We start from the raw sequence: 14,999 nt of genomic DNA on the forward strand, positions 1-14,999 counted from the left end.
TTTACTCCATATAGTGGATTTCACATACAGGGTTTTTTATTTGTATATGACCCTTCCCTGGATATCGTTAATTCCAGACTTGCGGTAAAAATAGGTATTTACCCGGTCGCGCCATTCACAGGCATTTTTATATTGTCTGCTGAGTCTTTCACTGACGCAGGAAAAGAGAACGGGGTCAATGAAATCGGCCAGTTCATGCCAGCGATGACAGAAACTTTCCACTTCCTCAACGCCTGCAAAATGGGTGTCGTAAATATGCTGAATAATCGACTTTCCGCTTTTCAGTCGATGTTGATAAGGCAAATGATGAAAAAACAAAACCAGTTCATCAGGACAGCTGTCGACTGAGTCATAAAGACGGCAGTTAGCTTCAGCATACTGACCGGTAAACCCGGTGCCTGTTGCCAGTGTGCGATCCACCCCCAGACCGTGGCGATCGGCATAGTGATAAGTTCCCCACAGATCATACTCGTAGCCATCCACATTGGGGCCGTAGTGATGATGAGGGTTAACCATCCAGCCGACCCCGAGCGGGGCGGTGTATTTTTCATAGGTGTCACCGCTGGTCAACAGCATCTCAGAGACGGTATCAACCACCTGGGGGGTTTTGCCCAGCGTCAGAATGCACCATTCACGCGCCAGTTCTGAGGCAGGCCGCGTCGGACACCACAGCAGGTTACCATAGCCATACAGATTGGCCTGTGCCAGCGGATGGCCGGTCCAGTTAGCATCATCCCCAACGTTGACCACGGCGGTAATACCAGAATGCGTAACCTTGCGCCCTTTCCCGCTCATCAGCCCGGCAACGGTGGCATCGCCGGAGGTCAGGTGGGTGTTAAACGCCAGAATGGTTTGCCATTGCGGCACCAGCCAGAACAGGTCGATTTGTTGACCGGTATACTCCTGGGTGATTTGCAGTTCCAGCACCTGGCTGGTGGCGGGCATTGCTCCCAGCAGAGGAGAAACAGGCTCACGGACCTGAAAATCCATCGGACCGTTTTTAATCTGTAAAATGACATTGGGATGAAACTGCCCATCCAGCGTGACAAAGTTATCGTAAGCGGCCCTGGCGCGATCCTTCTTCCTGTCGCGCCAGTCTTGCAGGCAGTTGTAGACAAAGCAGCGCCAGAACACCACTCCATCAAAGGGTGCCAGAGCCTCTGCCAGCATATTGGCACCATCGGCATGAGTGCGGCCATAGGTAAAAGGGCCTGGCCGGTGTTCAGAATCGGCTTTGACTACCACGCCACCCAGTTGAGGAATGTCCTGCCACAGGCTGGCAAAACAGTCACGCCACCAGTGGCGAACCTGGGGATCAAGCGGATCGGCGCTGCTGAGCCCGCCCAGTTCAATCGGGCTGGCATAATTAATGCTGATATGCAGGCTGATCCCCCACTGGCTGAACAGCATCGCCAGGCGCTTTAATGGCTGGCGGAAAGTTGGGGTGAGCAACTGCGTTTCATAATGGTGAACGTTGACATTGTTAATCGCGATAGCATTGATGCCGACACTGGCTAACAGTCTGGCCCAGGCATTCAGCCTGGCGTCATTATTTTCAATGAACTGATTATTATGAAAAAAAAGTGAGTGACCGGCATAACCACGCTCAATCGAACCATCCATGTTATCCCAGTGGTTAATCATGCGAATCGGCATAGCCGGTGTTTCCTTGATCCGATCACCCGCCTTCAGGGTGTCAGTCATCAGCCGCTTAAGCAGATGGAACCAGCCATAAAGCAGCCCGCGCGCGGTGGCTGCCTGCACCGCAATGGTTTCTCGGGTGGCTGCCAGGGTGAATCCTTCGCAATCCGCATCCGTTTCCTGCTGCAATAAGAAACGTAATCTGGCATCGGAGCCATGCTGATCATCGGCAGAGGTAACGATAAAAGCGTGACTGATTTCTTTCCTCAGCGTTTGCAGCAGCGGATCATGACCTGCTGGCAGGGAGACAACGCTTATTTCACCCAAAAATGCGCTGAGCAAATGAGGGATATCTTCGGTTTCCGGTAACCAGGCACGGTGGCTTTGAGTCGCAATATCAGGGGCGTTGAATTCAGTCATCATCATTTCTCCTTTGCGTCAGGTATATCACGCGATATAAATAATCCGATGTTAAGTTTTTTTATTTCGGCTTTGTGTTTATTAACTTATGTGAGAGTGATCAAAGTGTTGATCAGAGGGCGGTATTAAATGTGATCGAAGTCGTCTTTGATATTTTAAATATCAGGAAAGTAAAAAATTATAATCAGCCAGCATGGCTTCTTATTAAGTAAAAAAGAAAATTTAATAACGGTTACGCATTTTGAGGGCAGTAACAATGCATTCAATGAGTTCTGCCAGTGAAGTCCAGGAAAACGACTGACTTAAATTGGGTCGACGAAGCGCGTTTTAACATTTCAGTCAATATGCCGTTCAGTAAGGTGCAACTGACCAGATAAATCTGAGCGTAAATAAATTTTCTGTCTGAAAATGCAACCTGATAATATCTTGCAGCTGTCGGCTTTGGTTTTGACTGGCCTGATGTCTGATTAAGAATTCGGTATTTTCTGCATGATTTTCTGCGTCTGCCCCCTTCTGCCATGACGAATCAGTGCTATGATCGGCACCGCGCAGCCCGGTTGACGACCAGGGTTGGTTTGGTGCCTGCTGAGAGCGCGCCATTCGGACAGCGTTCCGCTTCCTGGCGTTTAACTATCTGGAAAATTCATTCCATATTGCGCCGCATTTTATAGTGAAGATAAAGAGTCTGAGAGCAGAAATAATGAAGCAACCTGCACGTGCGCCCCACGGCAAAAAGCCGGCAGCAAAACGTAAAACGCGCGATCAAATTAACAGCGAGGCGCGCGATCGTAAGCGTGAAAAAAAACAGCGCGGTAACGCTTCCGGCAGCCGTGCGAATCCGGTCACGGCTGAAAACAAGTCTGGCCAGACCGCCAGAGCGAAAGATCCCCGGCATGGCAGTAAAAAGCCTGTTGCTCTCGGAGCAGACGTCGCCCCGGTAACCAAAGTGGCTAAACCTGCCAAAGCCATGCCTGCCACGGAAAAAGCGCCGCGTCTGACGCCGGAAGAAGAACTGGCGAAGCTGGAAAATGATCCACGACTGGATGCGTTACTGGATCGGCTGGAAAGCGGTGAAACGCTGAAATCGGAAGATCAGGCCTGGTTGGATCAAACCCTTGATCGTATTGACGTGCTGATGGAACAGCTGGGTATCGCACTGGATGATGACGTTGAGGATGAAGAGGCGGAAGAGGATATGTACCGCCTGCTGAAGGGCGCTAACTGAGTCTGACGGCAACAAAAATGATCGGGGTGCCATTATGGCACCTCGTCTGTTGAGGGTTCTCTGCTGATGAATTGGCCTGGATCAATTTACCTGCTGATTTTGCTCTGCGGGCTGCTCTGGATGTTGGTTAAGATAAAACGTCTGTCAGGGCTGAAAAAACGCCTGCGCAGAATGGCCGGTCATCCGTCAGCCAGACCGTCTGCTTTCCGCCGACGGTCGGCATCCAGAACTCTCAGAAGGAGTGAACCTCGTGGTGCAGACGATTGAATGGGATCAGGCGCTGATTGAGAAATACAATATCTCTGGTCCCCGTTATACCTCCTATCCTACCGCGCTGGAATTTCACGAAGATTACGATGAGCAGGCATTTTTTCAGGCCAGCCAGCGCTATCCCAATCGCCCGCTGTCTCTCTATATCCATATCCCGTTCTGCCACCGGCTGTGCTATTTCTGCGGCTGTAACAAGCTGGTGACGCGACAACAACATAAAGCGGATGACTACCTTGAGGCGCTGGCGGTGGAGATCGTCTCCCGCGCCAGACTGTTTGGCAATCGCACCGTCACGCAGATGCACTGGGGCGGTGGCACGCCGACCTGGCTGAATAAATCGCAGATTACCCGGCTGACAACCTTGCTGCGCCAGCATTTTAACTTCAGCAATGATGCTGAAGTATCGATTGAAATTGATCCGAGAGAATTAGAACCGGATATGCTGGACCACCTGTGGTCGGTCGGCTTCAATCGCCTCAGCATGGGGGTACAGGACTTTAATAAGGATGTTCAGGAGAAGGTCAATCGCATTCAGGACGAAGCGGCGATTGTCGGGCTGATTGCGCGGGCCAGGCAACTGGGTTTTGTTTCTGTCAATCTGGACCTGATCTACGGTCTGCCGATGCAAACGCCGGAGAGCTTTGCGTTCACCCTGAAAAAGGTGATTGCACTGATACCTGACCGTCTCAGCGTCTTTAACTATGCGCATATGCCTCATCTGTTCGCTGCCCAGCGAAAAATCAAAGAAGCCGACCTGCCTGATGCCGATCAGAAGCTGACCATTTTGCAACAGTCTGTCACCTCGCTTACCGCGGCGGGTTATCAGTTTATTGGCATGGATCACTTTGCCCGTCCTGATGATGAACTGGCGATGGCCCAGCGGGAAGGGCGGCTGCACCGTAATTTCCAGGGATATACCACGCAGGGCGACAATGACCTTCTCGGCATGGGGGTTTCCGCGATTAGCATGGTGGGAGACAGCTATGCGCAGAATCAGAAGGTGTTAAAAAGCTGGCACGCAGCGCTGGAACGGCAGCAGAGCGCATTGTGGCGTGGGCTGCGTCTGACCGATGATGACTGTCTGCGGCGGGAAGTGATCAAAGCGTTGATGTGTAAGTTCTCACTGAACTTCGCTGATTTTTCTCTCGGTGCACTGCATTTCACTGACTATTTTGCGCAGGATTTACTCCTGTTACGCCCGTTTATAACCGACGGGCTGGTGGAAATCAGTGAGACAGGTCTGCGTGTAACGACTAAAGGACGGCTGTTGGTCAGGAATATCTGCATGTGTTTTGATATCTATCTGCGGCAAAAAGCGCCTGTGCAGCAGTTTTCACGGGTGATCTGAACCGCCGCCGCAAGCGTCTCATTTCGGGCGGCTTCCGGCGGTAAAACAGCACCCGGCAATGCACCCAAATGAAGCAGTGAGGCACTAAGCGCGCATTATTCGCCGGTACTCCTTTTCTTATCCCGCATTACGGGCCACTTTTATCTGTGGCGCATCATTTGCATCTGTTTTCGTTGGGCACCGCCGTGTGCCCTGAACTCTTCACTTACCTGAAAGGAAAATTCATGAAAACAATGAGTGCGGGAGCATTTTACCGGACCGCTGCCTCTTTGCTGGTGGCGTTCGGCGTGGGAGCCAGTGCTGCACAGGTGCCAGCCGGGACACAGCTGGCGGCTGCGCAGGAAATCATCAGGGGAAATGGTACTGAGCCTGCCACGCTGGATGTGCAGCGGGCAGAGAGCAATGAAGCTTTTAACGTTATTAATGACCTGTTTGAAGGGCTGGTCAGCATCGGTGCGGACGGAAAACCCCGGCCCGGCCTGGCCTCTTCATGGGAAACGCAGGATAACATCACCTGGACCTTTCATCTGCGCCCCGGTCTGACCTGGTCAGATGGCAGTCCACTGACCGCACAGGACGTGGTGTTCAGCTGGCGCCGTCTGGCCGACCCGAAAACGGCCTCTCCTTACGCCTCCTTCGCTAACTATGCTCACATTAAGAACGCGGTTGAGGTCACAGGGGGGAAAGTCGCGCCTGATCAACTGGGCATCACCGCCCCGGACGATCACACCGTTAAAGTGACACTTGACCAGCCTGTCTCTTATTTTCTTCAGTTTGTCGCGCACCCTTCACTGTTTCCGGTCAGCGAGCACAACGTTGAGAAGTTTGGTGACAGCTGGCCGCGTCCCGGCAATATGGTCAGCAGCGGCCCGTACAAGTTAGATCAGTGGGTGGTGAATGAAAAAATTGTGGTCAGTCGCAATGACCGCTATTGGGACAATGCGCATACGGTGATTAACCGTGCGACTTACCTGCCACTCAACGATGGTACAGCGGAACTGAACCGCTATCTGGCGGGTGAAATCAACATCACGGACACCATTACCTCCACTGATTTTCCACGGATGAAAAAAGAGAAACCGGCGGAGATCCACAGCACCCCGGTACTGAGCGTGTTTTATTACGAATTTAATAACCGGCGCGCGCCGTTCAACGATGTGCGGGTGCGACAGGCGCTGGATCTGGCCCTTGATAAGGGAGTCATCGCCAGCAAAGTGATGGGCAAAGGGCAGAAGCCTGCCTGGACGGTTCTGCCACTTTCAATGGGTGGCATCACCTTAACGCCGCCGGAATGGGCAGGCTGGACGCAGGAAAAAAGAGTTGAAAAGGCGCAGGCCCTGTTGAAGCAGGCGGGCTACTCCTCTTCGCATCCGCTGCACTTCCGTCTGCTTTACAATACCTCGGACGATAATCGTCGCCTGGCTATTGCTGCGGCATCAATGTGGAAAAAAACGCTGGGCGCGCAGGTTGAACTGCAAAACCAGGAGTGGAAAACCATGCTGGATACCATGCACCAGGGGCAGTATGACCTGGTGCGTTACACCTGGATAGGAGACTACGATGAGCCTTCGACCTTCCTGAATACTTTCCGCAGTGGCGACAGCCAGAACACATCCATGTATGGCAGTGCCGCTTTTGACGCTGCGGTGAAGTCGGCGGGGTTAGCTTCAACACCAAAAGAAGCAGGGCAATACTACCAGAAGGCCAGTGATATCATCGCCGGGGATACGCCGGTCATCCCGGTTTTTTACGGGGTACAAAACCGGCTGGTTAAGCCTGAAGTGGGCGGGTTCGCGCCGTCAACCCTGGGCTTTTACTATCTGAAGGATCTTTATCTGCGTAAGTAAGTCGTAGCAGTATCTTTGCAGGCAGGGTGCCGGCATGACAAAGGAAGGCGACAGCAGCGAGCCTTTTCATGCCGGGCTTTTTCCACCCGTATCGCCAGATTGTTAACATGCGTCTTCGGGTGATGAAAGGCCCATCATTTTCATGAAATTACGGGCGGCAGTCCTTGTGCGATTTGCCCGGTCGGGCCGATTTGCATCACTGATTTCCAGCAGTATGTTGATAAAATCTGTCCCCATCAAATCGTCAAGAAAACGCGATACGGCAAGTCTGGTCTGTTCAGGCTCTTTACCGGCAAATTCAGGATGCAACGGCAGCAACGCCTCAAGATTAAGCTGCCAGCTGTGGACGAATCCCTCATAGGCTGCGCTGGCGAGTTGAGGAAAGCGGCGCGTTTCAACCATCACGGTGCGCAGAATAGCGACGGTGTCGGGATGGGTAATCTTCTCCTGAAAGAGCGCGCCTGTTTCCTGCATAACCTGTTGCAGGGGCTTCTCCTGTATGGCCTGCTGGTACTGACCTCTCTTCTCTTCTGAGTAATCACAGGCACTCAAAATCACCGCATTAAACAATGCTTCTTTGCTGATGGCGTGGCGATACAGCGTCATAATCGAGACGTTTGCTAAAGCGGCAATCTCTTCCATGCTGGAAGCTTCATACCCAACCCGAAGAAAAACGTCTTTTGCTGCGCTGATAATTGCAGCGCGCTTGCGTGCCATCAGTTTTGCCTTGGGATGATCGTCTGGCCACTCTTTCATTACGAAATTCCTCGCCTTTTAACGATAATATAGTCTATCGTATCTCTTGTTACGATATGGTTGATTATCGTATTGTATCTTTTCAGGATGGTCTGCACCACCTGATGTCATTCACCGGTTCCCCGCAGCCCTGCGTCACGATAATGACCGGGTGTTGCACCTCCGAACTCTTTACAGGAAACAGTGCCATGATCCACGAACAGATAAATGCCACAGAAAAACAACCTCATAAGTTAATGAATATGTTGCTGTGGGGCGTTCAGCTGTTGATCTTTATTGCCTTTGTTATTTTCGGTGGCATGAAAATGCTGATGCCTGTTAGTCAGTTGGCCGCTATGTGGGTATGGCCGGGTCAGGTGCCGGTACATTTTCTGCGGGGGATGGGGCTGATTGATGCGCTTGGCGGAGCAGGGATTCTGCTGCCTGCTTTGTTGAAAATAAAACCGCAGCTGTCAGTATGGGCTGCATCTGGCTGCACCTTACTGCAAATTTGTGCCATTACCTTTCATATCTCACGCGGTGAGGCCGCCGTCACGCCGCTTAATTTTATCCTGCTGGCCTTGTGCGGTTTTATCTTGTGGGGGCGTCTACGGGTAGTCCCGTTTAGCAGATAAAAGTTGCTGTTGATAATGGGAAAGGGAGTGCGAATTATCGCCACCGGCAATCTTTCTGCATCCCGGCAGAGGTGCAATAAGCGTAAGGCCGGATATCACCGGCCTTATTTCAACTGAACAGATTCATCATCAGGGCGCACATCACTGCTGCGATGGCGGTCTGTGGAGAATGTGCCCACGCCTGCGCTGTTTGCGTGATGAAATGAATGACAGATTCCAGCATAGTATTCCTCCCGGTAGCCGCTCAGAATGATACTGATTAGCACCGACGTGTAAAGCCGCTGAAGGTATAAAAAAAAAGCAATGTGCCATATTTTTACACCTTCTGCTGGCTTACTCCATCCCCAGCTCTTTCAGTTTGCGGGTCAGGGTATTGCGTCCCCAGCCCAGCAGTCGGGCGGCTTCCTGTTTGTGTCCCTGAGTGTGGCGCAAGGCTGTGGTCAGCAAGGTTCGTTCCATTTCAGGCTGTGCTTCGGAAAGCAGATTTTGATGACCCGAACGCAATGCACGATCAGCCCACTGAGCCAGCAGCGTTGCCCAGCTGTCAGGTAAAGACTGCACCGGCGTGTCTGCCGTTGTCGTCTCAAAAAGTTCGCCTGGCAGATCCTGGATCAGCACTTCCTGACCCGCCGCCATTACGGTCAGCCAGCGGCAGGTATTTTCCAGCTGACGCACGTTACCAGACCAGTGCAGACGGGTAAGCGCCGTTTCCGTTTCCGGATGCAGGACTTTTGCTTCAACGCCCAGTTCACGTGCCGCAATCTGTAAAAAATAGCGCGCCAGCCGTGGAATATCCTCCCGCCGTTCACGTAGCGGCGGCAGATGTACGCGGATCACATTCAGTCGATGAAACAGATCCTCACGGAACTTACCTTCCTGCACGCGCAGTTCCAGATTCTGGTGGGTGGCCGCGATAATGCGCACATCCACTTTGACGGGCGCATAGCCTCCAACGCGATAGAACTGACCATCAGCCAGCACGCGCAGTAAACGGGTCTGCACATCCAGTGGCATATCGCCGATTTCGTCCAGGAAGAGGGTGCCGCCATCCGCCTGTTCAAAACGTCCCTGACGGATCTGATTTGCCCCGGTAAATGCCCCTTTCTCATGACCAAAGAGCTCTGACTCAATCAGATCCTTGGGGATAGCGGCCATGTTCAGGGCGATAAATGGCGCTTTAGCCCGCGGGCTGTGACGGTGCAGGGCGTGGGCGACCAGCTCTTTACCCGTACCTGATTCACCATTGATCAGCACGCTGATAGAAGAACGGGAAAGACGGCCAATGATGCGGAAGACATCCTGCATCGCCGGGGCCTCACCGATGATGTCGGTGGTCGGGCCGCTGACCGGCTGATTACGTGGCTGTTGCTGTTCCTGATAGTGGCTGATGGCACGCTCTACCAGCGCGACGGCCTCATCAATATCAAAAGGTTTGGGCAGATAATCAAAAGCACCCTGCTGATAGGCGCTTACCGCCGCATCAAGATCGGAATGTGCCGTCATAATAATCACCGGCAACATGGGATGGCGTTGTTTAATCTGTTTGAGTAGCGCCAGCCCATCCATTCCAGGCATACGAATATCTGAAAGTAAAACGTCTGGGGTTTTGGTAGACAGGGCGTCCAGCACCTCGTTACCGCTGTCAAAAGTGGCACAGCTTAAACCGGCTCCAGTGAGCGCGCGTTCAAGCACCCAGCGGATGGAGCTATCGTCATCGACGATCCAAACTATCCCTCGTTGCATAGAAACCTCACTGGCGAATAGGCAAATAAACTGAAAATTCTGTGTGGCCAGGCCAACTACTGAACTCTATTTTTCCTGAGTGCTGATCGATCAGACTGCGGGCGATAGACAGGCCTAAACCGGTCCCCCCTTCACGACCACTCACCATGGGATAAAACAGGGTGTCCTGTAGCTGAGCCGGAATGCCGGGGCCATCATCCTCAACATCAATGCGCGCCACCAGGCGATAACGCACGCCGTGCAGCGTCAGCTGAAATGCCGTGCGGGTACGAAGCGTGATTGTGCCACCTTCTTCCCCCAACGCCTGAAGCGCATTACGGACAACATTCAGTAACACCTGTTCGATCTGATCCGGATCGTGCGGTAACTCTGGCAGGCTGGGATCGTAATCCCGTACCAGCGTCACATTGTCGGGCAGTTCCATCGATACCAGGTTAACCACACGCTCAGCGACCTGATGAATACTTTGTGTGACATGCATACCGGGCTGCTGAGGGCCAAGTAGCCTGTCCACCAGATTGCGCAGGCGGTCAGCCTGTTCAATAATCACCCTGGTGTACTCGGTCAGAGAGGGGTCGGGGAGCGCTTTTGCCAGCAACTGAGCGGCGCCCCGCAATCCTCCCAACGGATTTTTTATTTCATGAGCCAGACCCCGAACCAAATCGCGGGCTGCTACCTGCTGGGCATGTTGAATCTGTTCCTGACTGAGACGACGCTGATTGTCCATCGGCGCCATTTCCAGCAGTATTAAACCATCAGGCAGACGTTGCGCGGTCAGTGACATAATATGTGCGCGGCTGTCCACCACCAGGGTGACTTCACTATCGGTAAAGCCCTGACCAGCACTCAGACTCTCGCGCATGACGTCAATATTTAACGAAAAATATCCCATCAGCTCCGGCAAAGGCGTACCGAAAAGCTTGCGTGAGCTTTGAGCCAACAGCTGTTGTGCAGCAGGATTGGCGTAATGCACCACCAGTTCGCTGTCGACCAGCAAAATACTGTTAATCAGAGAGTTGAGAATCTGCCCAGCATCGGGCAGCGTGCCAGTTGCCATACAGTCTTCCCCTGCACCTTTTTAGTGCATTATAGCCTTTTAACCCAGATATCGTCGTCCCTGACGATGAATTCGCGGTGAAAAAAGCCCATCCGGAGATGGGCTGAAATTTCCACGGCAATAATTCCCGGCGATTTTCATACCACAGCGGTGCTGGCTTCCCTCTTTCTCCCAAATAAAACAGCAGACTACGTTATTTTGGGTTATTTCGGTTGCCGCCCTACCGCGACATCGCATTCACCAGGTTCAGACGTTTTAATCAGACGCTGTAGTACAGTTCAAACTCAACCGGATGCGGAGTCATACGAACGCGGTCCAGCTCGGATTTACGCAGTTCGATGTAGGCATCGATGGTATCGTCAGTGAACACACCGCCACGGGTCAGGAACTCGCGGTCTTCGTTCAGCGCGTTCAGTGCTTCTTCCAGTGAACCGGCCACTTTTGGAATCTCAGCTTCTTCTTCCGGCGGCAGATCGTACAGGTTTTTGTCCATCGCATCGCCTGGATGGATTTTGTTGATGATGCCGTCAAGGCCAGCCATCAGCAGTGCAGAGAAGCACAGGTAAGGGTTAGCCGCTGGATCCGGGAAGCGAGCTTCGATACGGCGGGCTTTCGGGCTGGCAACCACAGGAATACGAATAGACGCTGAACGGTTACGGGCAGAGTAAGCCAGCATGACCGGCGCTTCGTAGCCAGGAACCAGACGCTTGTAAGAGTTGGTGGTTGGGTTAGACAGAGCATTAATCGCTTTAGCATGCTTGATAACGCCGCCGATATAGAACAGCGCCGTTTCTGACAGGCCGCCGTATTTGTCGCCAGAGAACAGGTTGGTGCCGCCTTTGGACAGGGACATATGGCAGTGCATACCTGAACCGTTATCACCAAAAATAGGTTTTGGCATAAAGGTCGCGGTTTTGCCGTAAGCATGGGCAATGTTGTGCACAACATATTTGTAGATCTGAATTTCGTCTGCTTTTTTGGTCATGGTGTTGAAGCGGGTTGCCACTTCGTTCTGACCTGCTGTCGCCACTTCATGGTGGTGAGCTTCAACGACCAGGCCCATCTGCTCCATGGTCAGACACATAGCAGAACGGATGTCCTGTGAAGAGTCGACCGGTGGAACCGGGAAGTAACCGCCTTTCAGACCCGGACGGTGACCTTTGTTACCGCCTTCGTATTCTTTACCGGTGTTCCAGGCGGCTTCGATATCATCGATAGCAACGTGGGAACCCGACGTGGTTGCGCCAAAGCGAACATCATCAAACAGGAAGAATTCTGGCTCTGGTCCAAAAAGAACGGTATCTGCAATGCCGGATGAGCGCAGGAAGTCTTCCGCGCGTTTGGCGATGGAACGAGGGTCGCGATCGTAGCCCTGCATAGTGCCTGGCTCAAGGATGTCACAACGAATGATCAGCGTAGGATCTTCGAAGAAAGGATCCAGAACTGCGGTTGTCGCGTCAGGCATCAGAACCATGTCTGATTCGTTAATCCCTTTCCAGCCACCAATCGAAGAGCCGTCAAACATTTTGCCTTCTTCGAAGAAGTCAGCGTTAACCTGATGAGCAGGGATGGTAACGTGCTGCTCTTTACCCTTGGTATCGGTAAAACGCAGGTCAACAAATTTGACTTCATGCTCGTTCATCATCGACAGAACGTGTTCAGCGGACATACTTAACTCTCCTGGATTTTGTCATTGTCGTCGTGGTCAGATATCTTTACGGCGCATCAGGTTTGTTTTCTGGTGCAGTCATTCCAAAATAAAGCGTTCTGATCAGCCGGGACCTTCGTGAAACTGGCATTTTTGCTTACAAACATCAAAGCGAAATTTATGCCAACTTTCTAAACCCGCATAAAAAGCGCTATGATGCGCCCTCTGATGAATCGGAATCTGCACCATGATGGAAGTCGCGCACCATGATGGTGCTTATGGTTACTGTCCTTGCGCTTTTATGGTGCATTTTTAGCGGCAGGTGCAATTGTTGCACTGTAAATGGCTAAAAAAGCAACCTGACAGCAATCTTTAATTGATATTTGTGATCCTGTTCAGTCCTTCGATTAATCCGTGTACAATAGCGCGCTATTTCTAATGCCTGAGGCAAAGCTGTGATCGAAAATTTGCGTAACATCGCCATTATTGCCCACGTTGACCACGGTAAAACTACCCTGGTTGATAAATTGCTACAGCAGTCCGGAACCTTTGACGCCCGCGCTGAAGCAACCGAACGCGTAATGGACTCCAACGATTTGGAGAAAGAGCGTGGGATTACCATCCTCGCAAAAAACACCGCCATTAAATGGAACGACTACCGCATTAATATCGTGGATACCCCAGGACACGCCGACTTCGGCGGTGAGGTAGAACGTGTGATGTCAATGGTTGACTCGGTGCTGCTGGTTGTGGATGCAATGGATGGCCCAATGCCGCAAACCCGCTTTGTGACCAAAAAAGCTTTTGCAAATGGTCTGAAGCCGATCGTGGTTATCAACAAAGTTGACCGGCCTGGTGCCCGCCCTGACTGGGTTGTGGATCAGGTATTCGACCTGTTTGTTAACCTGGACGCGACCGACGACCAGCTCGACTTCCCGGTTATTTATGCCTCTGCCCTGAACGGTATCGCGGGTCTTGACCACACCGATATGGCGGAAGACATGACCCCGCTGTATGAGGCCATCGTGAAGCACGTTTCTCCGCCACAGGTTGAGATGGCTGCGCCTTTCCAGATGCAGATTTCACAGCTGGACTATAACAACTATGTTGGTGTTATCGGTATCGGCCGCATCAAGCGTGGCAAAGTGAAGCCAAACCAGCAGGTGACCATCGTCGATAGCGAAGGCAAAACCCGTAACGGTAAAGTTGGCAAAGTGCTGACCCACCTCGGGCTGGAGCGTATTGATGCAACAGAAGCCGAAGCAGGCGACATCATCGCCATTACCGGTCTGGGCGAGCTGAACATCTCTGATACCATCTGTGATCCACAGAATGTGCAGGCGCTACCAGCACTGAGCGTTGATGAACCAACGGTAACCATGTTCTTCAACGTCAACACCTCACCTTTCTGCGGTAAAGAAGGTAAGTTCGTGACCTCACGTCAGATCCTTGACCGTCTGAACAAAGAGCTGGTGCACAACGTGGCGCTGCGTGTGGAAGAAACGGCTGATGCCGATGCCTTCCGCGTTTCAGGTCGTGGTGAACTGCACCTGTCGGTACTGATCGAAAACATGCGCCGCGAAGGTTTCGAACTGGCGGTATCCCGTCCGAAAGTTATCTTCCGTGAATTCGAAGGCCGCAAACAGGAGCCATTCGAAAACGTGACGCTGGATATTGAAGAACAGCATCAGGGTGCAGTGATGCAGGCGATGGGTGAACGCAAAGCCGACATGAAAAACATGGACCCGGATGGTAAAGGTCGTGTGCGTCTTGACTACGTGGTGCCAAGCCGCGGCCTGATTGGCTTCCGTAACGAATTCATGACCATGACTTCTGGTACCGGGCTGCTCTACTCCACCTTCAGCCACTACGATGATGTTCGTCCGGGTGAAGTGGGCCAGCGTCAGAATGGCGTGTTGATCTCAAACGGCCAGGGTAAAGCGGTGGCATTTGCGCTGTTTGGCCTTCAGGATCGCGGCAAACTGTTCCTTGGTCACGGCGCGGAAGTGTATGAAGGCCAGATTATCGGTATTCACAGCCGTTCTAACGACCTGACGGTAAACTGCCTGACCGGTAAGAAACTGACCAACATGCGTGCTTCTGGTACCGATGAGGCGACAACGCTGGTACCAGCCATCAAGATGACGCTTGAGCAGGCGATTGAGTTTATCGATGATGACGAACTGGTAGAAGTTACGCCGCTTTCTGTCCGTATTCGTAAACGTCACCTGACCGAAAACGATCGTAAACGCGCCATGCGCGGTAGCAAAGACGTTTAATCTGACGTTGTTGCTGATAAACAGGGCCGGAGATTTCCGGCCCTGTTTTTTTTCCTCTCTGAATCTGTCTTCCAGTTTTCAAATTCGCCACCTGTTCAGGCTTCCATTTTACCGCTAGAGTGAATAGCTCACCGGAACAAAAGGAGATGGC

At 52.2% G+C, this 14,999-nt stretch carries 11 protein-coding genes; 5 read left to right on the forward strand and 6 right to left on the reverse strand.

From position 1 onward, the window contains the following. Positions 1–36: 36 nt before the first annotated feature. On the reverse strand, positions 37–2,064 hold the full coding sequence (locus tag BG55_RS18185) for a glycoside hydrolase family 20 zincin-like fold domain-containing protein (protein WP_052018943.1): 2,028 nt from the start codon (positions 2,062–2,064) through the stop codon (positions 37–39). A 697-nt stretch (positions 2,065–2,761) separates the two neighbouring features. Between BG55_RS18185 and yihI the strand changes: the two genes are divergently transcribed. From yihI to BG55_RS18205, 3 genes are all read left to right on the forward strand, one after another. After that, positions 2,762–3,286, forward strand: coding sequence for a Der GTPase-activating protein YihI (gene yihI / locus BG55_RS18195; protein WP_034940520.1), 525 nt, complete (start codon positions 2,762–2,764; stop codon positions 3,284–3,286). Positions 3,287–3,536: 250 nt separating this feature from the next. Then, positions 3,537–4,904 carry an oxygen-independent coproporphyrinogen III oxidase gene (hemN, locus tag BG55_RS18200; RefSeq protein WP_034940522.1) on the forward strand — a complete coding sequence of 456 codons (1,368 nt, stop codon included), beginning with the start codon at positions 3,537–3,539 and terminating at the stop codon, positions 4,902–4,904. A gap of 233 nt (positions 4,905–5,137) precedes the next feature. Then, complete coding sequence (locus BG55_RS18205; RefSeq protein ID WP_420889624.1) at positions 5,138–6,751, forward strand: peptide ABC transporter substrate-binding protein; 1,614 nt, start codon at positions 5,138–5,140, stop codon at positions 6,749–6,751. A gap of 102 nt (positions 6,752–6,853) precedes the next feature. On the opposite strand, the gene BG55_RS18210 is transcribed toward BG55_RS18205, so the two are convergent. After that, positions 6,854–7,507 (reverse strand): TetR/AcrR family transcriptional regulator, encoded by a 654-nt coding sequence (locus tag BG55_RS18210; RefSeq protein WP_052018945.1) that lies wholly within the window; start codon positions 7,505–7,507, stop codon positions 6,854–6,856. 188 nt (positions 7,508–7,695) lie between these two features. Here BG55_RS18210 and BG55_RS18215 point away from each other — a divergent pair, with 188 nt between their 5' ends. Then, complete coding sequence (locus BG55_RS18215) at positions 7,696–8,121, forward strand: DoxX family protein (RefSeq protein WP_084276368.1); 426 nt, start codon at positions 7,696–7,698, stop codon at positions 8,119–8,121. A gap of 109 nt (positions 8,122–8,230) precedes the next feature. Here BG55_RS18215 and BG55_RS22700 read toward each other — a convergent pair whose 3' ends face one another. The 4 genes from BG55_RS22700 to glnA all read right to left on the reverse strand — a co-directional run bounded on the left by BG55_RS22700 (position 8,231) and on the right by glnA (position 12,590). Beyond that, a complete protein-coding gene (locus tag BG55_RS22700; protein ID WP_152542846.1) occupies positions 8,231–8,344 on the reverse strand; it encodes a YshB family small membrane protein in 114 nt (37 codons plus the stop codon). A gap of 110 nt (positions 8,345–8,454) precedes the next feature. Next, entirely contained in the window at positions 8,455–9,864 is a 1,410-nt protein-coding gene (gene glnG / locus BG55_RS18220) for a nitrogen regulation protein NR(I) (protein WP_034940527.1), read from the reverse strand. A gap of 7 nt (positions 9,865–9,871) precedes the next feature. Then, complete coding sequence (glnL, locus tag BG55_RS18225; protein WP_034940529.1) at positions 9,872–10,921, reverse strand: nitrogen regulation protein NR(II); 1,050 nt, start codon at positions 10,919–10,921, stop codon at positions 9,872–9,874. 259 nt (positions 10,922–11,180) lie between these two features. Then, the gene (gene glnA / locus BG55_RS18230; RefSeq protein WP_034940531.1) at positions 11,181–12,590 is read right to left on the reverse strand and encodes a glutamate--ammonia ligase; all 1,410 of its coding nucleotides are present in this window, start codon (positions 12,588–12,590) and stop codon (positions 11,181–11,183) included. A 434-nt stretch (positions 12,591–13,024) separates the two neighbouring features. Between glnA and typA the strand changes: the two genes are divergently transcribed. Then, a complete protein-coding gene (gene typA / locus BG55_RS18235) occupies positions 13,025–14,848 on the forward strand; it encodes a ribosome-dependent GTPase TypA (protein ID WP_034940533.1) in 1,824 nt (607 codons plus the stop codon). Positions 14,849–14,999: the final 151 nt, after the last annotated feature.

The organism is Erwinia mallotivora (assembly GCF_000590885.1).
In the GTDB taxonomy this organism is placed as follows: Bacteria; Pseudomonadota; Gammaproteobacteria; order Enterobacterales; family Enterobacteriaceae; genus Erwinia; species Erwinia mallotivora.

What these genes read in the sequence shown, in the direction of transcription:
- glnL (WP_034940529.1), bottom strand. Translation starts at nt 10,921, where the DNA reads ATGGCAACTGGCACGCTGCCCGATGCTGGGCAGATTCTCAACTCTCTG.
- BG55_RS18215 (WP_084276368.1), top strand. Translation starts at nt 7,696, where the DNA reads ATGATCCACGAACAGATAAATGCCACAGAAAAACAACCTCATAAGTTA.
- BG55_RS22700 (WP_152542846.1), bottom strand. Translation starts at nt 8,344, where the DNA reads ATGCTGGAATCTGTCATTCATTTCATCACGCAAACAGCGCAGGCGTGG.
- BG55_RS18205 (WP_420889624.1), top strand. Translation starts at nt 5,138, where the DNA reads ATGAGTGCGGGAGCATTTTACCGGACCGCTGCCTCTTTGCTGGTGGCG.
- BG55_RS18210 (WP_052018945.1), bottom strand. Translation starts at nt 7,507, where the DNA reads ATGAAAGAGTGGCCAGACGATCATCCCAAGGCAAAACTGATGGCACGC.
- yihI (WP_034940520.1), top strand. Translation starts at nt 2,762, where the DNA reads ATGAAGCAACCTGCACGTGCGCCCCACGGCAAAAAGCCGGCAGCAAAA.
- glnA (WP_034940531.1), bottom strand. Translation starts at nt 12,590, where the DNA reads ATGTCCGCTGAACACGTTCTGTCGATGATGAACGAGCATGAAGTCAAA.
- glnG (WP_034940527.1), bottom strand. Translation starts at nt 9,864, where the DNA reads ATGCAACGAGGGATAGTTTGGATCGTCGATGACGATAGCTCCATCCGC.
- BG55_RS18185 (WP_052018943.1), bottom strand. Translation starts at nt 2,064, where the DNA reads ATGATGACTGAATTCAACGCCCCTGATATTGCGACTCAAAGCCACCGT.